This is a genomic window from Thioalkalivibrio sp. XN8, from assembly GCF_011058255.1.
Lineage (GTDB): Bacteria > Pseudomonadota > Gammaproteobacteria > Steroidobacterales > XN24 > XN24.
The window spans coordinates 116923-139464 of record NZ_JAALFH010000067.1 but is presented as its reverse complement, the minus strand read 5'-3'; the positions used below and the strand labels follow the sequence as shown (position 1 = coordinate 139464).

At 70.5% G+C, this 22542-nt stretch carries 14 protein-coding genes and 1 pseudogene; 1 reads left to right on the top strand and 14 read right to left on the bottom strand.

Annotated features, from left to right (window positions below; translation table 11 throughout):
• Positions 1–64: 64 nt before the first annotated feature.
• From G6N75_RS12900 to msrB, 6 genes and pseudogenes are all read right to left on the bottom strand, one after another.
• On the bottom strand, positions 65–679 hold the full coding sequence (locus G6N75_RS12900; protein ID WP_165348777.1) for a TetR family transcriptional regulator: 615 nt from the start codon (positions 677–679) through the stop codon (positions 65–67).
• Between the two features lie 41 nt (positions 680–720).
• Positions 721–3807 (bottom strand): annotated as a pseudogene (locus G6N75_RS12895) (multidrug efflux RND transporter permease subunit); the annotation flags it as partial.
• Positions 3807–4844 carry an efflux RND transporter periplasmic adaptor subunit gene (locus tag G6N75_RS12890; RefSeq protein ID WP_240901131.1) on the bottom strand — a complete coding sequence of 346 codons (1038 nt, stop codon included), beginning with the start codon at positions 4842–4844 and terminating at the stop codon, positions 3807–3809. The gene G6N75_RS12890 and the pseudogene G6N75_RS12895, both read right to left, overlap by 1 nt.
• Positions 4845–5090: 246 nt before the next feature.
• The gene (locus G6N75_RS12885) at positions 5091–7163 is read right to left on the bottom strand and encodes a S9 family peptidase (protein ID WP_206203119.1); all 2073 of its coding nucleotides are present in this window, start codon (positions 7161–7163) and stop codon (positions 5091–5093) included.
• A 25-nt stretch (positions 7164–7188) separates the two neighbouring features.
• Positions 7189–7827: a peptide-methionine (S)-S-oxide reductase MsrA gene (msrA, locus tag G6N75_RS12880; RefSeq protein ID WP_165348774.1), complete on the bottom strand. Its 639-nt coding sequence runs from the start codon at positions 7825–7827 to the stop codon at positions 7189–7191.
• A complete protein-coding gene (gene msrB, locus G6N75_RS12875) occupies positions 7824–8342 on the bottom strand; it encodes a peptide-methionine (R)-S-oxide reductase MsrB (RefSeq protein ID WP_165348773.1) in 519 nt (172 codons plus the stop codon). Before msrB ends, msrA begins: the two co-directional genes overlap by 4 nt.
• A 146-nt stretch (positions 8343–8488) precedes the next feature.
• On the opposite strand from msrB, the gene G6N75_RS12870 reads away from it, so the two are divergent.
• A complete protein-coding gene (locus G6N75_RS12870) occupies positions 8489–11212 on the top strand; it encodes an HAD-IC family P-type ATPase (RefSeq protein WP_165348772.1) in 2724 nt (907 codons plus the stop codon).
• Here the strand turns inward: G6N75_RS12870 and G6N75_RS12865 are convergent.
• From G6N75_RS12865 to G6N75_RS12830, 8 genes are all read right to left on the bottom strand, one after another.
• Entirely contained in the window at positions 11199–12608 is a 1410-nt protein-coding gene (locus G6N75_RS12865; protein ID WP_165348771.1) for a c-type cytochrome, read from the bottom strand. The genes G6N75_RS12870 and G6N75_RS12865 overlap by 14 nt on opposite strands.
• A 27-nt stretch (positions 12609–12635) precedes the next feature.
• Complete coding sequence (locus tag G6N75_RS12860; protein WP_165348770.1) at positions 12636–13682, bottom strand: lipocalin-like domain-containing protein; 1047 nt, start codon at positions 13680–13682, stop codon at positions 12636–12638.
• Between the two features lie 115 nt (positions 13683–13797).
• Positions 13798–15201 (bottom strand): alanine/glycine:cation symporter family protein, encoded by a 1404-nt coding sequence (locus tag G6N75_RS12855; protein ID WP_165348769.1) that lies wholly within the window; start codon positions 15199–15201, stop codon positions 13798–13800.
• Positions 15202–15282: 81 nt separating this feature from the next.
• Positions 15283–16056, bottom strand: coding sequence for an alpha/beta hydrolase (locus G6N75_RS12850; RefSeq protein ID WP_165348768.1), 774 nt, complete (start codon positions 16054–16056; stop codon positions 15283–15285).
• Complete coding sequence (locus tag G6N75_RS12845; RefSeq protein WP_165348767.1) at positions 16043–17500, bottom strand: wax ester/triacylglycerol synthase family O-acyltransferase; 1458 nt, start codon at positions 17498–17500, stop codon at positions 16043–16045. Before G6N75_RS12845 ends, G6N75_RS12850 begins: the two co-directional genes overlap by 14 nt.
• An 84-nt stretch (positions 17501–17584) precedes the next feature.
• Entirely contained in the window at positions 17585–19222 is a 1638-nt protein-coding gene (locus G6N75_RS12840; RefSeq protein WP_165348766.1) for a peptidoglycan-binding protein, read from the bottom strand.
• The gene (locus tag G6N75_RS12835) at positions 19212–21179 is read right to left on the bottom strand and encodes an oligopeptide transporter, OPT family (protein ID WP_165348765.1); all 1968 of its coding nucleotides are present in this window, start codon (positions 21177–21179) and stop codon (positions 19212–19214) included. The genes G6N75_RS12840 and G6N75_RS12835 overlap by 11 nt, the downstream gene beginning before the upstream one ends.
• Positions 21176–22495, bottom strand: coding sequence for a mechanosensitive ion channel domain-containing protein (locus G6N75_RS12830; RefSeq protein ID WP_165348764.1), 1320 nt, complete (start codon positions 22493–22495; stop codon positions 21176–21178). Before G6N75_RS12830 ends, G6N75_RS12835 begins: the two co-directional genes overlap by 4 nt.
• Positions 22496–22542 lie beyond the last annotated feature (47 nt).

Genomic DNA, 22542 nt, shown 5'->3' with positions numbered 1-22542 from the left:
CGCCGCCGGGACGCCTACCCTGAGTTTAGCTGTCCCCCCGGCGGCCGCCAGCAGCGAGCGCGGCTCAGCGCAGGCCGCGGAAAAACAGGTCCAGCATGGCCTCGCCGTCGGCCCGGATATCGAAGCTCTCCGGGGCGCGCAGCCAGGAGGTGTAGATCCCGTTCATCAGGGCATAGAGGGCGCGAGCGGCTACGTCGGGCTCGATGTCCGGCGCCATCTGGCCGAGGTCGCGCGCCAGGCGGAAGTCCCCCTCGACCCGTCGCAGGCTCTCCGCATCGATGGCCATCTGCCCCTCGAAGGCCGGATTGACCTCGCCGGCGAACTCGCAGCGGGTCAACAGGATGCTGTAAACGTTGCGGTAGGTCTCGTTGGTGGCCAGCGTCGCCAGGGCAATGCGGCAGAGCCGGCGCAGCAACCCGAGCGGGTCCTGGCCGTCGACTTCCCGCCGGTAGGCGTCGGCCATGTCGGCGAAGGGCAGCCGGACGCGCTCCAGCATGGCCGCGAACAAGGCGGCCTTGTCGCGGAAATGCCAGTAGATCGCGCCGCGGGTGACCCCTGCGCGCCGGGCGATGTGCTCGAGGCTGGTGCGGGCGACGCCGCGCTGCAGGAACTCCTGTTCCGCCGCATCGAGCAGGGCCTCGCGCGTCGCCTCCGCCTCGGCCCGGGTGCGCCTGGGCACGCTCAGCCCCCGGCCGGGCCGGCAGCCGGCCGGCGCCAGGCCGACAGGTCTTCCAGCAGCTTGTAGAACAGGGGCACGAACAGCAGCGCCAGCGTGCTGGCCAGGATCATGCCGCCCACCACCACGGTGCCGATCTCCCGGCGGCTGGCAGCGCCCGCGCCGGTGGCGAAAACCAGCGGCAGGCTGCCGATGATGAAGGTCAGGGCCGTCATCATGATGGCCCGGAAACGCTGGCGCGCGGCCCGCTGCGCGGCCTCGGCCGCGTCCATGCCCGCCGCGCGGTTCTGGGCCGCGAACTCGACGATCAGGATGGCGTTCTTGGCCGCCAGGCCGATCAGCACCAACAGGCCGACCTGGAAATAGATATCGTTCGGGAAGCCCGCCAGCATGACGGCCAGCACCGCGCCCAGCACGCCGAAGGGGACCGCGGTGGCGACCGCGACCGGCAATGACCACCGCTCGTACTGCGCCGCGAGGATCAGGAAGACCATCACCAGGCCCATGGCGAAAGCGATGCCGCCGGCGCCGGCGGCCGCCTCCAGCTGGTAGGCCTCGCCGATCCAGCCGAGCCGCGCGCCGCTGCCCATGCCCTCTGCCATGGCCGCCTCCAGCGCCGCCTTCACCTCGCCGCTGGTGTAGCCGGGCGCGGGCTCGGCGAGGAAGCGGATGGCCGGGAAGAGGTTGTAGCGCTCCACGCTGTCGGCAGCGCCGTAGCGCTCGAGTCGGACCAGCGAGCTCAGGGGCACCATGCTGCCGTCGCCGGCCCGCACGAAGATGCGGCGCAGGTCTTCCGGGCGGCTGCGGAACTCGCCCTCGGCCTGGACGTTCACCTGCCAGTTCCGGCCTTCGAGCGTGAAGTCGTTGACATACAGGCTGCCGAAGGTGCTCTGCATGGCGTCGAACACGGCATCGATCGGCACGCCGAGCGTCCGCACCCGGTCGCGATCGATCTCGGCGCGATAGTGGGCCACGCTGGCGTCGATGAAGAGCCGCAGGCTGCCGATCGCCGGCCGGCCCTCGGTCGCGCCGTGGAACTGGTTGGAAAGCATCCCGAGGCTGCCGGCGTCCAGTGCGCCGCGGGCCTGCAGGTAGCCCTCGACCCCGCCCGTCAGCGACAGGCCCTGGATGGGCGGCGGGGTGAAGGCGAAGACACTGGCTTCCTGGATGCCGAAGCCCATGCCCATGATCTTCTGCGCCACCGCTGCGGTGTCCTGGCCCGGGCCGGTGCGCTCGCGCCAGTCGGCGAAACGCGCGAAACCGACCACGGCATTGGTCCGCTGCGCCCGGCCAATGATGTCGAAGCCGGCGAAGCTGGTGAACTCCTCGATTTCCTCGAAGCCGCCCAGGAGCTGCGCCGACAGCTGGTCGCGGACCCGTTCGGTCCGCGGCAGCGCCGAGGCCGGCGGCAGCTGGCCGACCACGATGGCGACACCCTGGTCTTCCTGCGGCACCAGGCCGGTCGGCAGCCGCTGGAACAGCACTCCGGTCACGGCGATCATGGCGGCAAAAAAGAGCACGCCCAGCGCCTGGCGCCGCAACAGGAAACCGACGCCGGCAACGAAGGCCGAGGTGAGGCGCTCGAAGCCGGTATTGAACAGCCGGAAAGGGGCGGCTACGGCGCGCGCCTCGCGGTCAAGCAGCAGCGCACACATCGCCGGCGTGAGCGTCAGCGCCACGATGCCGGAAACCACCACCGAAATCGCGATGGTCACGGCGAACTGGCGGTACAGCTCGCCGGAGAGCCCGCCCAGGAAGGTCACGGGCGCGAACACCGCCACCAGCACCAGGGTCGAGGACACCACCGCGCCGGCGACCTGCTGCATGGTGCGGATGGAGGCTTCGCGGGCCTTCAGCCCCTCCTCCTGGATCAGTCGCGCCACGTTCTCCATGACGATGATGGCGTTGTCGACCACGATGCCGATCGACAGCACCAGGCCGAACAGCGTCAGCAGGTTCACCGAGAACCCGAACGCCTGCATGCCGAGGAAGGTGCCGACCAGCGACACCGGGATGGCGGCGATCGGGATGAGCGTGGCCCGCCAGTGCTGCAGGAACAGGAAGGTCACCAGCACCACCAGCCCCACGGCAATGAACAGCGTGACATAGACCTCCCGGATGGAGATGCGGACGAAATCGCTGGTGTCGTAGGGAATGCGGTACTCGAGCCCCGGCGGAAAGCGCTGGGACATCTCATCGAAGGCGGCGTAGACGGCGTCGGCCGTATCCAGCGCATTCGCGCCGGGCTGGAGGAAGATCCCCATCGGCACGGCCGGCTGGCCGTTGTAGGTCGCCGAGAAACCATAGTCCTGGGCACCCAGTTCGGCGCGGGCGACGTCGCCGAGCCGGAGGATCGAACCGTCGGGCTCGCTGCGCAGGATGATGTCCTCGAACTCCGCGGCCGTCGTCAGCTGCCCGCGGGTCGACAGCGTGTAGGTGAAAGCCTGGTCCGGCGGCGCCGGGGCGGCGCCAATGCGGCCCGCGGCAAATTGTGCGTTCTGCTCGCGGAGGGCAGCCGCCACGTCGCTCGGCGTCAGCCCGTACTGCGCCATCAGGTCGGGGCGCAGCCAGATGCGCATGGAATAGTCCTGCGCGCCGAACAGCGCGGCATCGCCCACGCCCGGCAGGCGCACCAGCTCGTCCAGCACGTTCAGCAGGGCGTAATTGCTGATGAACAGCGTGTCGTGCCGTCCGTCTGGAGCAAGCAGCACCGGCACCATCAGGATGCTGGTCGAACGCGCCTCGACCCGGACCCCGAGATTGCGCACGGTCTGCGGCAGGCGCGGCAGCGCTGCCTGCACGCGATTGTTGACGTCGACCTGGGCCTGGTCCGGATCGGTGCCGATCTCGAACGACACCGTGACCTGGACCGCGCCGGAATCATTCGCCGCCGACTCCATGTAGATCATGTCCTGGACGCCGTTGATTTCCTGCTCCAGCGGCGCCGCCACGGAGTCGGCCAGCACCTGTGAACTCGCGCCAGGGAAGATTGCCGTGACCACGACCTGCGGCGGCACCACGTCGGGGTACTGCTCGACCGGCAGCACGCGCAGCGCCGCGGCGCCGCCGATCACGATCAGGATGGAGACGACCGCGGAGAAGATCGGCCGGTCGATGAAGAAGCGCAGCATCAGCGGGCCTCGTCACCCGGCGCCTGGACCTCGACCCTGGCGCCGTCGCGCAACGCCACCTGCCCGTTCACCACCACCCGCGCGCCGGCCTCCAGGCCGTCGAGGATCACCTGGCCCTCCTCCAGTACCGGCCCCAGCGTCACCACCCGCGCCAAGGCCTTCCCTTCTCCGCCGACCACGAATACCGTGGCGCCGCGCGGGCTCTGCGAGACGGCTTCCGGCGGGACGACGATCACCCCCGAGAGCCGCTCGGTTGCCAGCCGCACGCGCACCGTCTCGCCCGGGCGCAGGATCCGCTCCGGGTTCGGAAACACGGCCTGCGCCATCACGTTGCCGGTCGCCGGGTCCACCGTGCTGGCGAGGAAATCCATCCGGCCCGGCTCCGGATACGGCGGGGCGCCGCGCTGGACGAGCGTCAGCTGCAGGGTCTCCTGATCCGCGCCTGCGCCTGTCCGGGCCAGGGCCCGGCGCGCCGCGGCGGCGTCGGCCGGGAGCGAGAACCGGACCTGCACCGGATCGAGCTGGGTGACCGTCGTCAGGAGGTCCCCGGCCGCAATCAGGTTGCCCGGCGTCACCGCTTCCAGGCCCGTAAACCCGGCGACAGGCGCGCGGACCGTGGCATAGCCCAGTTCCAGCTCGGCCTGCGCCAGTCCGGCCTCGGCCTGCGCGAGCCCGGCCTCGGCGAGTTCGCGCACCGACAGGGCCAGGTCGCGTTCACGCTCGCTCGCCACGCCCTGCTCGAACAGCCGCGACACGCGCCGCCACTCGCGCTGGGCCTGGTTCAGCTCGGCCCGCGCATTGGCAAGTGCCGCCTCGGCTCGCTGCACTGCGATGCGAAACGGCGCCGGATCGACCTGGAACAGGGGCGCGCCCGCGGCGACCTCCTCGCCCTCCTCGTACAGGCGGGTTTCGAGGATGCCGCCGACGCGGGCCCGGACCTCGGCCTGCCGCAGGCCGCGCACGCGGCCCGTGTAGTCGGCTTCGACCACCACCGAGCGCGTGGTCACCTCCTGTACGGTAACGGGCGCGGGCGGCATCCCGCCCGGGCCGCCCGGGCCCCCGGGCTGGCCCTCGCCGCCCTCCTGGCTGCACGCAGCGAGCGCGAGGACAGCTGGCAGGAGAAGCCATGACGGGAGGCCACGGCCGGTCATGGGGGGCGCATGCATGCTTGACTCCAACGGGACGCCGGCGGCGGGACAACAGACCCTGAATTATACATTCATGGATGTATGTAAACAATCGAAAAAGAGGGGCGCGGGCCCGGCCGGCGCCCCTCGAGCTACTCAGTCCTGCGCGGCGCCGGCCCCGATCCAGCGGTCCAGCCAGTCCTCCACCACCCGGTGCCACTGCACCGAGTTCGCCGGCTTCAGGATCCAGTGGTTCTCATCCGGGAAGTACAGGAACCGGCTCGGGATCCCTCGCCGCTGCAGCGCATTGAACGTAGCCAGCCCCTGCTCCAGCGGCACGCGAAAGTCCAGGGCGCCGTGGATCACCAGCATGGGCGTCTCCCACCCGGCGACGAGGTTGACCGGGTTGTGCCGTTCGAAGCCCTGCGGCGCCACGAACTGCGGCCCGCCCATTTCCCATTCGGGGAACCAGAGTTCCTCGGTGGAGTAATACATGCTGCGGTTGTCGAAGATCCCCGAGTGGTTGACCAGGCAGTCGAAGCCGTCGGCCCACGCCCCGGCGATCCAGTTGATCATGTAACCGCCGTAGCTCGCGCCCAGTGCACAAGCCCGCTCGCCGTCCAGGAAGTCGTACCGCTCGAGCGCGGCGGACCATCCCAGCCGCAGGTCCTCGAGCGGCTTCCCGCCCCAGTCTCCCGTGATACTGTCCGTGAAGTCCTGCCCGTAACCCGTTGATCCATGGAAGTCTATGAACACCACGGCATAGCCCTTGCCGGCGTAGGTCTGGGGATTCCAGCGGTAATGGAAAGAATTGCCCATGCTGCCCTGCGGCCCGCCGTGGACGATGAAGGCCACCGGGTAGCGCTGGCCCGGCTCGAAGGCCGCGGGCTTCACCACCCAGCCGTAGACGGTCCGGCCGCCGGCGCCGGGGAAGCTGAACTGCTCATAGGCGCCGAACGCGACCTCCTCCAGCAGCGCGCCGTTGTGACCGGTGAGTTGGCGCTCCCCCCGCCCGCGGAGGTCGACGGCAAACAGCTGCGCCGGCGAGGCGAGATGCTGGCGCGCGAATACCGCTACGCCCGGGCCGATGCCGAATCCGGCCACGCTGCCGTCGCCGCTGAGCGCGTCGACACGGCCCGAGCGGACATCCACCCCGAACAGGCGGCGATGGCCCAGGTCGTCCGCCCAGGTGTAGAGCCGGCGGCCGTCGGGCGAGAACGCAAGGCCATGCGCCGAGCGGTCCCAATCCGGCGCCACTTCGCGGGTTGCTCCGCTGCGCAGGTCGCGCAGCAGGATGCGGTTGCGATCGGCCTCGAATCCCGGGCGGCTCATGGCCAGCCAAGCGAGGTACCGGCCGTCCGGCGAGAACACGGGCGAGTTGTCGTAGGCGGGATTGTCGGGGGTGAGGTTCTCCGGCTGCGCCTCGCCACGGGTCGCCACGCGGTACAGGTCGGTGTTGGTGCTCCAGGGCTCGCCCGCCGGCTCGACCCGGGCCACGAACACCAGGTCATCGCCCTCGGGGCTGAAGGCCCACTCGCCGGCGCTGCCGAACGGACGGGTGGGAATATCGGCGTCCAGCCCGACGCTGACCCGACGCGGTGCGCCGGCCTGGCCGTCGGCATCGAGCTCCGCCAGGAACAGCTGCCCCCGGCGCCCGTCCTTCCAGCTGTCCCAGTGCCGCACGAAGGTGCGGTCGAAGACGGCGCCGGTGGCCGGGTCGGCCGCGCGTTCGTCGAGCCGCTCCCGGGTACAGGCCAGGCTGTCGCAGTCGAGGAACACATCGATGCCGAGCGCCAGCTGGTCGCCCGCCGGCGAGACCGCGAAGGCGTTCACAGCCAGCGGGTAGCCGGTGACCGGGCGCGCCTCGCCGGGCTGGGCCAGGGGCAGTCGCCAGACCTGGGCGGAGCCGTTGCGGGTGGAGAGGAAATACAGCGCCGAACCGTCCGGTGCCCAGCGCGGGTGCCAGGCACTGGCGGTGGGCGCAGTCAGCCGAACCGGTTCGGCCGCACCGTCGGTGCGCGCCAGCCAGATGCCGTTCAGCCCGCGGTTGCCCTCGATGTCGGTCTCGCGCAGAACATAAACTACCGCCCGGCCGTCCGGCGCCACCTGCGGGTCGGACACCCGGGCGAGCCGCACCAGGTCCTCGACGTCGAAGGGCCGCGCCGCAGCCACTGTCGCCGCCATGGCCAACAATCCGGCGAGCACCAGGATACGCATGATAATCAACATCAGATAATTCCCCTAAACTTCTGTTTTATTTATTGTAGCCGCCTGCTTCTTCACCCCAAAGCTCCGCCAGCCGCTGGTCGCGACCGCAATTGAAGCGGTAGAAGCGATAACGCAGCGGGTTCTTCTGGTAGTAGTCCTGGTGGTAGGCCTCGGCCGGGTAGAAGCTGTCGGCGAGCGGCTCGATCTCGGTCGCCACGGGCGCGTCGAATCGCGCCTGCACTTCCTGCAAGGACCGCTCCGCCGCCGCCCGCTGGGCTTCGTCGTGATAGTAGATGGCGCTGCGATATTGCCGCCCGGCGTCGCAGAACTGCCGGTCCACGGCGAGCGGGTCGATGTTGCGCCAGTACACGCGGAGCAACTCCTCGTAGCTGACGCGGGCGGGGTCGTAGACCACCTGCACCACCTCGGCATGGCTGGTCAGGCCGCGTGCCACCTGCTCGTAGCTCGGATCCTCTTCCGTGCCGCCGGCATAGCCCGAGGTCGTGGACAGGACGCCCTCGAGCGCGTCGTAGGGCGGCTCCATGCACCAGAAGCAGCCGCCCGCGAAGGTGGCAACGGCCTTCTCGCCCGTCGCAGGCCCGGATTCGCCGGCGGGATTCGCTGCGGCGCCTGCGGCCAGCCCGGCGAGGGCCAGGGCGAGCGCAGCCTGCCAGCGCGCCCTCACTGGCCCGGGTCCCGCAGGGGCGGCAGCGGCTGGCCCTGCGGCACGAACTCGAGCGCCAGGCCGTTGTTGCACCAGCGTTCGCCGGTCGGCGGCGGGCCGTCCTTGAAGACGTGGCCCTGGTGGCCGCCGCAGCGGCTGCAGTGGTACTCGGTCCGCGGCCAGATCAGCTTGAAGTCGCGCTTGGTGTCCATCGCGCCCGGCAGCGGCCGCGTGAAGCTCGGCCAGCCGGTGCCGCTGTCGAACTTGTCGGCGCTGTCGAACAGCGGCTGGTAGCAGGCGGCGCAGATGTAGGTGCCGTCGCCGTATTCCTTGTCCAGCGGGCTGCTGCGCGCCGGCTCGGTGCCCTCCTCGAACAGGATGTGATAGCGGTCCTCGGGCAGGATTTCCTTCCAGTCCTCCCGCGTAGCCTGCAGCGGCCGCGCAGGTCCTGGCTCGTCAGCGAATGCAGCTACCGGCCATACGCGTGGCGCCAGGAGCATCAAGGCCATGTGACCCAGCATCGTTCGTCTCCTCATCTCCAGTTCCTCGTGCGCAGAGAGTGGATTGTACTTCGAGGCAGCCGAGACACCGGAGTCGGCACCAGGCACGGCGACGGAAAACACGACTTGCATGTGTATGCCACCCGTCTAGCCTCTAGATGGGAAAGCCACTCGAGAGTTCCATGCCGCTCGCCCCGGATACTGCGCCCGCCTGGCACAGCCTGCCGGCCGCCGATGTCCTGGCCCAGCTCGCTGCCAATACCGCCGGCCTCGCCGCCGAAGAGGCCAGGGCAAGGCTGGCCCGCTACGGGCCCAACCGCCTGCCCGAGCCGGCCCGGCGCAGCGCCCTGCGACGGTTCCTCGCGCAATGCAACAATGTGCTCATCTGGGTCTTGCTGGCCGCCGCTACGGTCACCGGGTTGCTCGGCGAATGGACCGACACCGGCGTAATCCTGGGCGTGGTGCTGATTAACGCGATCATCGGCTTCGTGCAGGAAGGCAAGGCCGAGCGTGCCCTGGAGGCCATCACGGAGCTGCTCTCCCCGCGCGCGATGGTGCTTCGCGACGGCCGCCGGAGCGAGTTGCCGGCCGAGGAAATCGTGCCGGGCGATATCGTGCTGCTGCAGGCGGGTGACCTCGTGCCGGCCGACCTCCGGCTGCTGAAGTGCCGCAACCTGCAGGTCGACGAGGCGCTCCTGACCGGCGAATCCGTCGCCGCGGCCAAGAGCGCCGCCCCGGTCGCTCCAGGCGCCGGGCTCGGGGACCGGGCATCGATGGCCTGGTCCGGCACGCTGGTGGCCTCCGGCACCGGCACCGGCGTGGTGGTCGCCACGGCGGCGCAGACCCAGCTCGGCCGCATCAGCGCCATGCTGGCCCGCGTCCAGACCCTGAGCACCCCGCTGACGCGGCAGCTGGACCGTTTCGGCCGCAAGCTCAGCCTGGTCATCGGGGTTGTTGCGCTCGGCACGATGGCCTTCGGCTCGCTGGTCCACAGCTACCCGCTCGACGAGATGTTCCTTGCCGCCGTCGGGCTCGCCGTGGCCGCCATCCCGGAGGGGCTGCCCGCAATCATCACCATTACCCTGGCGATCGGCGTGCAGCGAATGGCCGCGCGCAACGCCATCATCCGGCAGCTGCCGGCAGTCGAGACCCTGGGTTCGGTGTCCGTCATCTGCAGCGACAAGACCGGAACGCTGACGCGCAACGAAATGACCGTCGGCCGGATCGTGCTCGCCGGGCGCGAGTACCACGTCACCGGTGTCGGCTACGACCCCCACGGCGCCCTGCGCCTGGGAGACGAAGAGCCGGACCCGGCGGGGGACGCGGTGCTGATGCGGCTGTGTCGCGCCGCGGCACTGTGCAACGACGCGGAGTTTCACGCCCGGGCCGGCGGCCTGAAACTGGATGGCGACCCCACCGAGGGGGCGCTGCTGACGCTGGCGCTGAAGGCCGGCCTGGACCCCGGCCGCCTGGGGGACGCGCTGCCCCGCGACGACACCATCCCCTTCGAGTCCGAGCGCCGCTACATGGCCACGCTGCATCACGACCACGAAGGCCACCGGGTGATTTTCGCCAAGGGCGCACCCGAGCGAATTCTCGAAATGTGCGCGCAGGTCGCCGGCGCCGATGGCGTGGCGCCCTGCCGCGCCGGGGAATGGCTGGAGCGCGCCGAGGCGCTGGCGCGGGACGGCTTGCGGGTGCTGGCGTTGGCCACTCGCACCCCGGGTCCGGAGTCTGGCCCGGAACTCGAGCTCGCCGAGGTCGAGTCGGGGCTGACGCTGCTCGGGCTGGTGGGCCTGATCGACCCGCCGCGGGAGGAGGCGGTCACCGCCGTGGCCCGGTGCCGCAGCGCCGGCATCCGGGTCAAGATGATCACCGGCGATCACCTCAGCACGGCGCGCGCAGTGGGCGCAGCAATGGGGATCGGGGATGGCTCTGCCGCCGTGCTGGGCGCAGACCTCGAGGGGCTGAGCGACAGCGAGCTCCGCCGCGTGGCCGTGGCAGCGGACGTGTTCGCGCGCGCCAGCCCCGAGCACAAGCTGCGGCTGGTGGAAGCCCTGCAGGCCAGCGGCCGAGTGGTCGCCATGACGGGTGACGGGGTCAATGACGCGCCGGCGCTCAAACGCGCCGACGTGGGGGTGGCCATGGGCAGGGGCGGCACGGAAGTGTCCCGCCAGGCCGCGGAGATGGTGCTCTCCGACGACAACTTCGCCTCCATCGAAAGCGCCGTGGAGGAAGGGCGCACCGTTTACGACAACATCCGCAAGGCGATCCTCTTCATCCTCCCCACCAATGCCGCGGAAGCGCTGATGATCATCCTCGCGATCGCACTGGGCCGCGCCCTGCCGATCACGCCGCTGCAGATTCTCTGGGTGAACATGATCACCGCGGTCACGCTGGCGCTGGCGCTGGCTTTCGAGCCTCCCGAGCGGGACATCATGCAGCGCCCGCCCCGGCGCCCCGACGAGCCGCTGCTCGGGCGCTTCGTCACCTGGCGCATCGCCTTCGTGTCCCTGCTCGTCGTCACCGGGACCTTCGGCGTGTTCCTGGCGGCCCGCAACGCGGGCTACGAACTCGAGACGGCGCGCACCATGGCAGTGAACACGCTGGTGCTGTTCGAGGTCTTCTACCTGCTGACGGTGCGACACCTGCTGGCGCCGACCCTCAACCGCAACGGCCTGTTCGGCAATCGCGTCGCCGTCGCCGCGGTCGTCGTCGTGCTGCTGTTCCAGCTCGGCTTCACCTACCTGCCGACGTTCAACACCCTCTTCGGCACCGCGCCGCTGGGCCGTAGCGAGTGGCTCCCGCTGGTCCTCGTCGCCGCGACGGTGGTGCCCCTGGTGGAGCTGGAGAAGTTCCTGCTGCGGCGGCGCGGGGCCGGCGGAGGCAACCTCACAGGGTCTTGAGGTACTCCAGCACCGCGGCCCGCTCCCGCTCGGTCAGAGCGTCGCCGAAAGTGTGGCCGTAGTTGCCGTAGCCGCGCCGGGTGGTGTCGTAGATGTAGCGTGCTGCCGCCGGATCGGCCGCGCCTTCCTTGCCGCGATCGAGCGCATCGTAGGCCCAGCCCAGCGCTGCCGGGTCGTATTCGCGCGGCCCGGTCCGGTGCCGCCAATAGGTCGGGCGCCGGTTGCTGTCCAGCAGCGCCGCCAGGCTCGGCACCGAGTCGTTGTGGAGGTACGGCGCAGTGGCCCAGACGCCGTCCAGCGGCGGTGCGACATAGCCGGGCGCCGGCATCGCCTGCGCACCCTGGCCGTAGAAGGAACCGTTGAACCAGCGGATGAAGCGCTCGGCCTCGACCGCCTGCAGTGCGTAAGCGGGATCGGTGCCGACCTCCTCGAGGCCGATCACCAGGTTCGGATAGGTCTCGTTCTCGCCATAGGTGCCGTGGCAGGCGGCGCACTGGCGCTCGAACACGACGCGCCCCTCGGCCGCCAGCGCCTCGTCGAGCGCAAACGGCCAGGCCGGCGGCTGCAGCGAACTGATGTAGGCACGCACATGCGTAAACCAGCCGTCGATCTCCCGCGCCTCTTCGACCTCGTCGGTGCATACCAGCGACTTGAGCATCATGTAGTGCACGTGATCGCCCCGCCCGCCGCCGTGATAGAACATGGCGTGCTTCTTCTGCATGCGCCACCAGGGCGGCACGGCCGTAGGCAGGGGCTCGTACGGCGGCGGTTCCAGCCGCGGCTCGCCGTGCCAGGCGAGCGTATCCGGGTCGCGATAGGCCATCAGCGCCATGGTCAGGTTGGGAGCGGGATTCACGCCGACAGTGTCGGTCACCATGTAGGGTGCAATGGCGCCGATCCGGTCGGCCCAGCGCCGCCAGGCCGCGGCCTCCGCCCCGTCTTCCACCAGCAGCCCGAGGCGCTCGATACCTGCCATGGGACTGGTCGTGAAGTCGGCGAAGGCGTCACCGAGCCCGACCACCAGTTCGCCGTTGAACTCCCCGCCGTGGCACGCGAGGCAATTGGACACCACCAGCTCGACGCCGTCGGCGGTGGTGGCGGCGTTCAGCTGGTAAGGCAGGCCGGCATTGTGCTCGTCGCGTCCCGGCAGCTCGAACCGGCGTGTTGCCGGGGCCTCGGCAGCGGCTCGCTCGAAGGCCGCGCGCGGCACGCCACAGCTGACATAGCCGCGATTGACCAGGATCTCGTAGCCCAGCGCCGGATCACCCGCGCGCTGGGCCGAAGGCGGAATCTGACCGGGCGCGCCCAGTTCGACCGGAACCTGTTCGCTTCGGCCGCAGCCCGCGAGCGCCAGCAGTCCGATCAGCGTGGCAACAGCGATGGCCGGGGATTTCATGGCACGGGTCCTCCTTCCGCTTGCGGCTCAGGGCGCCCCGAAATTGCTCAGGGCCAGCAAGCCCCAGCGACCGGCCGCGACGCCGGCCGCTTCTGGCACCAGCAAGCCTGACCACTCCGGGCCCGGGTCGCCGGGCCTCGCCAGCGGTTCCCAGGCGAAGTCGCCCCCGCCGCCCGGCCAGTCCAGCCGCCAGCGCAGCGGCGGCGCCCCCGCGACGCCCTCGTCGCCTGCGGGCGCCGGCACGGCGGTAATTTCCCTGCCGGAAGGATACTCGGTGCACGAACCCAGGGGGGTGCCGCCGCCGCCGCGACGTCGCAACTGTTCGCAGCGCACGGCGCCACCCGTCGCGTCGAGCAGCCACACGCGGGCCAGCGCCAGCTGGCCGCTGCCGGCCGGCGGCGCCCGGCCCCACCAGCGCTCCAGCAGCGCAGTGCCGCGTACCTCGAGCACGGTCTCGCCGTGCCGGATGGCACCAGTACCCTCGAGGCCCGGCCACCAGTAACCGCGCCGCGCCTCCGCGGCCAGCGGTGCGGGCGGCGCGGGCGGCAGCGCCAGGCGCAACTCCATGCCGCCCGTGTCGCTTTGTGCCCGCACTGTCAGCGTGCCGCTCTCGGGCTGCAGTTCGATCCGCCAGTCCTCGAGCCACGCCGCCACCGGTGCCTCGGTCGTCCCCGCCAGGCCCAGCGCATCGCGGCTGAGCCGATCCGCCGCCAGCTGCGGCGCACCCGGCTGCTCCAGCACGAAGCGGCCGTACCACGCGGCCTCGGCGGCCCAGGCCGACGCCCGCTCCGCCTCGGCGGACCACAGCGCAACCCGCTGCAGCAACAGCTGGAAACCGTGTCGCCCGCCAGACTGGTCGCGCAGCAGGCCGGCCACCAGCCAGGACTCGGTGAACTGGCCAGGATGGGCCGCATGGTCCTGCGGCCAGCGCAGCGGGGCGCCGTCGACCGGCGGGAACTCGCGCGCCAGCTGCTCGAGTCCCTCGAGTGACGCCTCGAACTCGCGCATGCCGCCCGGCGCCGGCTGCTCGTCGCCGGGCGCGCAGCCGGCCGCCAGGACCAGCGCGAGGCCCATCCCCACCCATCGGTTTACCCCGGCCATCCTGGCAACCCTGCTCTTGCGCATGCCAAGGAGTGTATCTCGCGCCGCCGCCGGCATCCGGCCCAGGCGATTCATGCGCAGCGCGCGCTCACCAGCTTCCGCCGGGCAACCGTCGCTGGATCTCGGGGTGGCGCGAGACGTCGAACACGGGCTCGACGTGGTACGCGAGCTGCGCGTTGTAGTCTCGCATGACCCTGATCACCAGCCCCGACAGCAGCAGCACGGCAACCAGGTTGACGATGGTCATGAAGCCCATCGAGAGGTCGGCGATGGCCCAGACCAGCGGCAGGTTGAGCTGCGAACCCACGAACACGCCCACCAGGACGATACAGCGGTAGGCCGTCACCAGCCGCGCGTCGCTGCGGATGAACGCCAGGCTGGTCTCGCCGTAGTAGGTGTTCGCCATGATCGAGGTGAAGGCGAAAAACAGCAACGCGACGGTCATGAAGCCCGCGCCCCAGTCGCCCACCAGCGCGCTCATGGCGCCCTGGGTCAACGCCATGCCGGTCAGCCCCGCGCCAGCCTCGAACTGCCCCGACAGCAGGATGATCGCGGCCGTGCTGGTACAGATCACGATGGTGTCGGTGAACACGCCCAGCATCTGCACGTAGCCCTGGCTCGCAGGATGACGCACGTCGGCGGTCGCGGCCGCGATCGGCGCGCTGCCCGACCCCGCCTCGTTCGAGAACAGCCCGCGGCGCACGCCGTGCATCAGCGCCTGCGCGATCCCGTAGCCCAGCACGCCGCCGGCCGCCTCGCCGATGCCGAAGGCGCTCTCGATCACCAGGCGGAACACGCCGGGCAATTGGCCCACGTGCGTGGCGACCAGCCACAGGGCCATGCCGAGGTATGCCAGCGCCATGAAAGGCACGATGATCTCGGCCACGCGCGCGATCCGGCGGATGCCGCCGAAGATCACGAGCCCGACGAAAAAAGCCGTCAGCACCCCGGTCCAGGCGGTGCCGATGTCGGTGACCTCCGCCACGGCCGCCGCCATGGTATTGGACTGCACGCCGTTGAAGGCGATGGGGTACGCCAGGATCAGGAACACCGAGAACAGCACGCCCATCCAGCGCTTGCCCAGCCCGTACTGCATGTAGAAGGCGGGGCCGCCGCGGTAGCTGCCGTCCCCGTTCGGCACCTTGAACAGCTGGGCCAGCGTCGACTCGAAAAAGCTCGTGGCCATGCCGAGCATGGCGGTGACCCACATCCAGAACACCGCGCCCGGACCACCGAGCTCCAGCGCCACCGCCACGCCGGCGAGGTTGCCGGTGCCGACGCGGGCGCCGAGGCTGGTGCAGTAGGCCTCGAAGGAGGAGATGCCGCCGTGCTCGCGCCGGAAGCTGCGTTTCATGACCCCGAAAGTGTGGCCGAAGTGCCGCAGCTGGATGAAACCGGAGATCACCGTGAACAGCACCCCGGCGCCCAGCAGCAGCCAGATCAGCAGCGAACCCCACATGAGGTTGTTGGCAGCGTCGACGAAGTCCTTCACGGGGTTCGCTCTCCGGGACTGGAACAGCGCGAGAGTCTACGCCAGAACGGGCGGTATCGCAGGGGGGTACCTGCCCGGCCGCTAGTCGCCGCGGTCGGGCGCCGGGTAAGCGAAACGGCGCAACGCTTCCCGCCGGAAAGGCCGCCAGTCGCCCTCCGGCTGCGCCAGCCGGTCGGCGATGGCCCACAGCGCCAGCGGGTTGTGCCCCAGCCCGCAGTGGCTCCCCGCCACCCGGATGTTCTCGGTCGTCGGCGAGGGATGCTCGAGCGAGCAGCGCCAGTGCACCACGCCGTCGGTCCGCGTATAGATGGAAGTCGCGGGCACCGGCGGCGGCTGCGACAGCCGGTCCAGCAGGCGCGGGTCCATGTGCGCCTCGCTCTGGCCGCTGACATCCTCGTACAGGAACGCCACCGCAGTACCGGTATGGTTGCGGAACGGCGAGCCCATCGTGATCACCAGCCGCACGTCGTCGGGCGCCAGCCAGGCAAGCTCGCGGGCGTACATGCCGCCGAGACTCCAGCCGATTACGCTGACCCGGCGCCCGTAGCGCTCCCGCAGCTCTTTCAATCGGCCGACCAGGCGTTCCTCGGTCTCTCCTACCCCGCCGAGGTTGCGCCCCTGCTTCCAGCGGTGCGCGGCATAGCCGAGCGTCTTGAGGAAATGGCGCAACGGAAAGGTGGAGCTGCCACTGGCGAGGAAGCCCGGAATCACCAGCACGGGATGGCCGTCGCCCCGGGGCGCCTGCCGCAGCAGCGGGTAGAGCCAGGCCATGGCGCCGAGCTCGAGCATCGCCCGGCCTTCCAGGAACTGCCACAGCAGCGGCGGCGGGCCGACCCGTTCTTCAGCCGGCGGCATCGGCGCGCCTCCTCTTCGCCCTCGGCACCGGTTTCCGCTTGCCGATGGCGGCGTGCAACTCGGCGAAGCTCGCCCGGACGCCTTCGATCAGCCGCTCGACGTCGGGCACGGCTTCATTCGCGGCGGTGGCGCTGACCGTCAGGGTATCGAGATAGCTGGTGACCACCAGGATGAGGCCGAGGCCGTCGAGGACCGGGGCGGTCCCGTAGCCCTCCAGCAGCTTCGCAGTCCCGAGATAGAGCGGTTCGCGCGGCCCAGGGACATTGGTGATGACCAGATTGAACGGCGGCCGGTGGTAGCGCGCCAGGTGCAGGCCCGAGTACAGCCCCGCCGCCGCAGTCGCCAGTGAGTACGGCACGAACCGGGAAGTGTCGGCGAGCGTCGCCGCGCCGATGGCCTCGGTGTAGGCCTTGCTGTCGACGGCGTGCTCGTGAATCCGGCGCAGGCGCTCCAGCGGGTCCTTTGCCTTGAGCTCCAGCGGCACCAGCATGGCCGACACCCGGTTGCCGCCCTTGTTGACCTGGTTGCGGACGGAAATCGGCGCCATCGCGATCAGATCCCGCTCCGGCAGGTTGCCGTAGTCCCCCAGGTACCGCTGCAAGCCGCCGCTGCAGGCCGCCAGCACCACGTCGTTGACGGTGGCGCCCGGCACGGCCGCCCGGATCGCGCGCACCTGCTCCAGCGGCAGGTTGGCCGCGTCGAACACCCGCCGTGAACTGATCGGCACGTTGAAAGGGCTGCGCGGCGCCTGGAACAGCATCGGCGGCGCATGGTGCTCGCGGGCGATGAACTCCCGCCCGACGCCGAGGCCGCCGCGCAGCACGCCGGCCGCCCAGCCGAGCGTGTCGCCCGGCTCACGGAACACGCCGCCGAGGCTCTTCCGCAGCAGCTTGAGCGCGCCGGGCGGACGCGGCGGCCGGGGCCGCGCACGATGACGGCGGGCCTTGAGGCGCTGCGGCTGGTGGCTCCAGATAGCGTTGAACATGTCCAGCGTGCCCAGCCCGTCCGCAGCCGCATGATGAACTCGGGAGATCACCGCGAAGCTGCCCGGCGGGAAACTGCCGCAATGCTCGAGGCCCGCGACGAAGGTCAGGTGCCAGAGCGGCCGCTCAGGATCGAGCGGGCGGGAGAACATCCGGGCCGCGAGCTCGCGCAGCGCCTCCCAGTTGCCCGGCGCGGGGAGCGCGGAATGCTGCAGGTGCAGGTCGAGGTCGAAATGCGGGTCGTCGATCCAGAAGGGACGGCCCAGCCGCAGCGGCACTTGCTGCAGCCGGCGCCGGAAGATGGGCGACCGGTCGATACAGGCGGCGATGTGGGCGCGGAATTCCTCGAAACCGAAGCGGCCCTGCGACGGCTGGTAAACGTGCAGGCCGCCCACATGCATGGGCGCGTTGCGAGCGTCAAGATAAACGAAAGCGGCGTCGAGGCCGGAAAGCTGCTCCATGGGGCTCATTTTCGTCCGGGTCAACCCCTGATTATGCGCCGCCCCGGGCGGCAAGCAAGCGCAGTGCAGACCATGCCGGAGCGCTCAGTCCTGCGCAGCGCGCCGGGCAAGACCGGCCGCGATCGCTGCATCCCGCTCCTCGTAGCCGGGCCGGAGGAACAGTTGCCCTGCGTTGTCCGCCCAGGCCGTCCAGGGCGCAAACAGCACGGGCACCGGCCGCGGCAGGACAAAGGTACGCGGGCTGCCGGATTCCAGCGCCGCTCGGACCTCGCTCGCATCCCACGCTGCCTCCGGCGAGGCCAGCCCGAAAGCCAGCGACCCCGGATCATCCAGCCGCACCGAGCCGGGCAGGGATTCTCCCGACGCCGTCGCCGCGCCGTGCAGGAAAACTTCCGGCCGCGGACCGGCAGGAAAGCGGAAGCCGCCGAGGAAACTGCCGGGTCCGGGCAGCTGCTGCACCACCATGTCCCCTGCCGTCCAGTTCACTGCGGCCGGCGCCCGCGCCGTGCCGTCGCGGTTCAGCAGCCGGATGCCCATGGCCTCCAGCCGGGCGGGCGAACGTCGGGCCAGCGGCCCGACCTGGCCGCGCACCAGGGCCGGCGGCAGCACCCAGTCGGGGTTCACGACGAAATATCGTAACTCGCCGCGCAGCGCAGGCAGTGCCGCCAGGGCGGGCGCGAATTCAGCAGCCAGGGAAACCGTCGGCTCACTGTTGTCCAGCAGCAGGACGCGCGCGCCCGCGGGGTCTACTACGAGGAAGCGCCCGCGCACCTCGCTGAGCAGCCAGCGCGCACGCTCCAGGTTGACCCGCAGCCGGTTGACCATCTCTGCGGCCGGGAGGTTGATGGCCCGTCGGGTCGCCGGGCCGAACATGCCGTCCGCCTCCAGGCCGCGCCGCGCCTGGAAGCTGCGCAGGGCGGCAGCCAGGGCCGGTTCGAAGCGCGGCGAATCCACGACCACCCCGTCGAAATCCCCGGTTTCCGCCAGTCGCCGGCGCAGCAACGGGACCCGGGGATCCTCCATGCCTTCCTGCAGCACCGGCCCGGAGCCGATCTCGGGCCACCCGCCCTGCTCTTCCGCCAGCCGGTAGCGCGCCAGCATGGACTTCAGGCGCCCGTACAGCGGCTGGACCGGCCGCAGTTCGGCCAGCTGGACGGCGAGCGCGTTGCCGGTGGCGATGCGCGTCAGGACCGTGGCCGCCGGCTCGCCACGCAGCGGCCGGTCCGCGTCCCAGCGCGGCGCCAGCGTCTCGGCGTCGAGCTTGCCGTGCGCCAGGTGGGCGGCGAGGCGCACCAGGGCATCGCTGAACAAGAGGTCCGCGGCCACGGCCAGCGCCGGGTCGTCCGGGGCCTGCTCGCGCGCCGTCTGCATCCGGCGCAGGACCTGGAAGTGGTAGTCAGCCGGGTCCAGCCCGTCGCCGCTGGCCGCCGCGATCTCTCCCAGCATGGCCTCCCGGTTCGCGGGCACGGTCCACAGCAGCGTGAAACCGCGCTGCTCGTAGAGCTGGGGCAGCGTGGCGGCCGACAACACCGGCTGTCCGGCAACCTCCATGCGGCCGGTGCTGCGCAACTGCTCCGCCGCCCGGCGGAGCAGCTCGGCCATCTGCGCCGGCTCCGGGGCGGCCCGGGCCACCGGGCCCCAGGCGCCGAGGCAGGCGACCAGGACCAGCAAGGCCGCGAGCCGGGCGCCCCTAGCCAGGCCGCGCGCGCCCTCAACGCCCACTGCGGTATACCTGCAGCACGAACCAGGCCGCGAAAGCGGTAAAAGCCGTCAGGCCCACCAGCGTGGCCAGCAGGTCGCTGCCCAGCCAGCCCGTGCCCAGCCCGAGGGGCCGCCGGCCCAGCACGAACGCCGCGCCGGCGATCGCCACGCCCAGCAGCCCTTCGCCGCCGACGAAACCGCTGCCGAGCAGGATGCCGCGCTCGCGCCGCTCGCCGGCCTCCACCGCACCCTGCGCACTGCGCTCCGCCCACCAGCGGATCAGCCCGCCGAGAAAAATCGGCGTCATGGTTGAGACCGGCAGGTAGACCCCGACAGCGAAGGGCAGCGACGGGATCTTCAGCAACTCGCAGGCCACCGCAATCCCAATGCCAACCGCGACCAGCCCCCACGGCAGCGACTGGTCCAGCACGCCGTCGATCACCAGTTTCATCAGGGTGGCCTGCGGCGCGGGGAGCTCGGTGCTGCCGAAGCCGAAGGTCTCGGCCAGGAGGAGCACGGCCAGGCAGACGAACACCGCCGAGGTCAGCACGCCCACCAGCTCGCCGACCTGCTGGTGGCGCGGTGTCGCGCCCAGCAGGTAACCGGTCTTCAGGTCCTGGGAGGTGTCGCCCGAGATCGAGGCCGCGATCGCCACCACGCAACCGACCGTAATCGCCGCCGCCTTGCCGCTGAGATCGGTCCAGCCGAAGGCCAGGAAGATGCCGGCCGTGCCCAGCAGGGCGGCGATGGTCATGCCGCTGGTGGGATTGCTGGTCACGCCGACCAGCCCGACGATGCGCGAGGCGACGGTGACGAAAAAGAAGGCAAACACCGCCACGCACACCGCCGCCACCAGCCGGATGCCGACCCCGCCCACCTCGCCGAACGCCACCGGCACGACCGCGAGCACGGCCACGATGGTCACCACGCCGATGCCGACGAAGCGCAGCGGCAGGTCGCGGGCCGTCCGGGGCACGGCGACCGGGACCTGGTCCCGGCGGTCGCGCAGCTGGTCGAACCCGATGCGGAAACTGTCGAGCATGACCGGCAGGCTGCGCACCAGGGTGATGATGCCCGCTGCAGCGACGGCGCCGGCGCCGATGTAGCGCACGTAGCGGGTCCAGAGTTGTGCCGGGCTCATGTCGGTCATGAGCAGCTGGGTCTCCGGGTAGAGCGGCAGCGTCCGGCCGGCGCCCCACCAGTCGAGCAGCGGGATGATCACCAGCCAGGAAAGCAGCCCGCCGCCCACCATCACTGCAGCGATGCGGATGCCGAGGATATAGCCCACGCCGAACAGGGCCGGCGACAGGTCCATGCCGAGTTCGGCCTTGCGCGGCCAGGGCAGGGCCGCGTGGACCGAGTCCGGAATCGCCCGTGCCCACGAGGTCAGGGCCTTGAAGGCGGCGCCGGCGGCGAGGCCGATGAACACGAAACGCGCGTTGCCGCCGCCGGTCTCGTTCGCCACCAGCACTTCGGCACAGGCCGTGCCCTCGGGATAGGGCAGCTTGCCGTGCTCCCGGTGGATGAGGAACTGGCGCAGCGGCACCATGAAGAGGATGCCGAGCAGCCCGCCGCACATGGCCAGCATGGTCATCTGCAGCAGGCTTGGGGACAGTCCCCAAAGGAACAGGGCCGGCAGCGTGAAGATGATGCCGCTGGCCAGCGAGCTCGAGGCCGAGCCGACCGTCTGCGAGAGATTGGCCTCGAGAATGGTGCCCTTGCGGCCCGCCGCCTGCAGCGCCTTGAACACGGCCACGGTCATCACCGCGACCGGGATGGAGGTGCTGATGGTCAACCCGGCCCGCAGGCCGAGGTAGGCGTTGGCGGCGCCAAACACGATGCCGAACACGATGCCCAGGCCGATCGCCTTGAAGGTGAACTCGGCCAGCCCTGCCGCCGCGGGTACGTAAGGCTCGTACGAGCGGCCGGGCGGCGGCGGCTCGAAGGCGCCGGGCCCCAGTCCCTTGCGCGCGCTCATTTCGCTTCTTCTCCTTGTCCCTGTCCGAGCCTGACCTCGAGCGGCACGGCGCTGGCCAGGTGCAGATCCCGCTGCGGATAGGGAATCTCGATCCCCTCCTCGTGGAAGGCCCGCCAGATGCGGCGCAGGGTTTCACTGCGCACGTTGTTGACCCCGTTCATCGGATCCGCAATCCAGATTCTCAGTTCCAGTTCCACCGCGCTGTCGCCGAAGTTGCGCAACTGGCAGACGGGCCCGGGATCGGCGATGACCCGATCGACCTCCCCGGCGCATTCCTCGCAGACCGCGATCGCCCGCTCCACGTCCGACTTGTAGTGGACCCCGATCGGAATCTTGACCCGGATCTTGGTGTCCGAGTGGGTCCAGTTCTCGACCGTGGTCGCGATGAACTCCTCGTTCGGAATCAGGTGCTCGATGCCGTCCCGGGTGATGACCGACACGTAGCGGCCGCCGAGCGTGTTGACCCAGCCGTAGGTGCCCGCGACGGCGACAACGTCGCCGGGCTTGATCGACTTGTCCACGAGCAGGATGATGCCCGAAACCAGGTTCGCCACGACGCGCTGCAGGCCGAGGCCGATGCCGACGCCCAGCGCGCCGCCGAACACGGCGAGCGCCGTCAGGTCGATCCCCGTAGTGGTGATCGCCGCCAGCACGGCGAGAGTGACCAGGCTGAACTTCAGCAACTTGCCGAACAGCGCCTTCACCGAAGGCGTGAGATTCGGGCTGTGCCTGAGACGGGTCTCGAGCAGCTCCGACAGCGCCGTGGCGACCCACAGCAGCACTGCCAGCGCGAACACCGACTTCACCAGCGACAGCAGGGAGATCCGCACCCCGCCGAGCTGCATCGCCACGCCGTCGAGGAGGGTCACCGTCGGCTCGAGCAGCCGCAGGATGTTCAGCGCGGCGACGGTCCAGGCGCTGATCGCCACGGCGCGCGACCAGACCGGGTTGCGGATCACCATCGAAGCCAGGTGGATCACCACCCAGGCCGACAACAGGCTGACGGCGATCTCGAGAATTCGCGCGGGCCATGCTTGCAGTACCGCTACCTGCCAGGCCAGCCCCACCAGCAGCAGCCAGAGCAGCGGCAGCAACAGGGGGCCCGAGGCGGCCACGATGCGCTGGCCGCGCCCGGTGCCTCCGATCTTGCCGAGGAAGCGCCGCAGCCGCGGCCCGACCACGGCCGCCAGCAGCAAGGTCGAAAGAACGGCGAGCAGCTGGAGCAGGCTCGGCCAGACGATGACCTCCGCGCGCACCCAGGCCCAGGCCGTCCCCACCCACTGGGAGAGCTGCTCCGGGTTGTACCACTCCTCCATCGTTGCCTCGGTTGCCGCGGCCTTCAGCTGCGCAGAATACCATCGTC

Bases quoted from the DNA above. Each gene is read 5' to 3' on its own strand.
- G6N75_RS12890 (WP_240901131.1), bottom strand. From the start codon at position 4,844: ATGCCGCCCGCGCCCGTTACCGTACAGGAGGTGACCACGCGCTCGGTG.
- G6N75_RS12885 (WP_206203119.1), bottom strand. From the start codon at position 7,163: ATGTTGATTATCATGCGTATCCTGGTGCTCGCCGGATTGTTGGCCATG.
- msrB (WP_165348773.1), bottom strand. From the start codon at position 8,342: ATGAGGAGACGAACGATGCTGGGTCACATGGCCTTGATGCTCCTGGCG.
- G6N75_RS12870 (WP_165348772.1), top strand. From the start codon at position 8,489: ATGCCGCTCGCCCCGGATACTGCGCCCGCCTGGCACAGCCTGCCGGCC.
- G6N75_RS12865 (WP_165348771.1), bottom strand. From the start codon at position 12,608: ATGAAATCCCCGGCCATCGCTGTTGCCACGCTGATCGGACTGCTGGCG.
- G6N75_RS12860 (WP_165348770.1), bottom strand. From the start codon at position 13,682: ATGGGCCTCGCGCTGGTCCTGGCGGCCGGCTGCGCGCCCGGCGACGAG.
- G6N75_RS12850 (WP_165348768.1), bottom strand. From the start codon at position 16,056: ATGCCGCCGGCTGAAGAACGGGTCGGCCCGCCGCCGCTGCTGTGGCAG.
- G6N75_RS12845 (WP_165348767.1), bottom strand. From the start codon at position 17,500: ATGGAGCAGCTTTCCGGCCTCGACGCCGCTTTCGTTTATCTTGACGCT.
- G6N75_RS12835 (WP_165348765.1), bottom strand. From the start codon at position 21,179: ATGAGCGCGCGCAAGGGACTGGGGCCCGGCGCCTTCGAGCCGCCGCCG.
- G6N75_RS12830 (WP_165348764.1), bottom strand. From the start codon at position 22,495: ATGGAGGAGTGGTACAACCCGGAGCAGCTCTCCCAGTGGGTGGGGACG.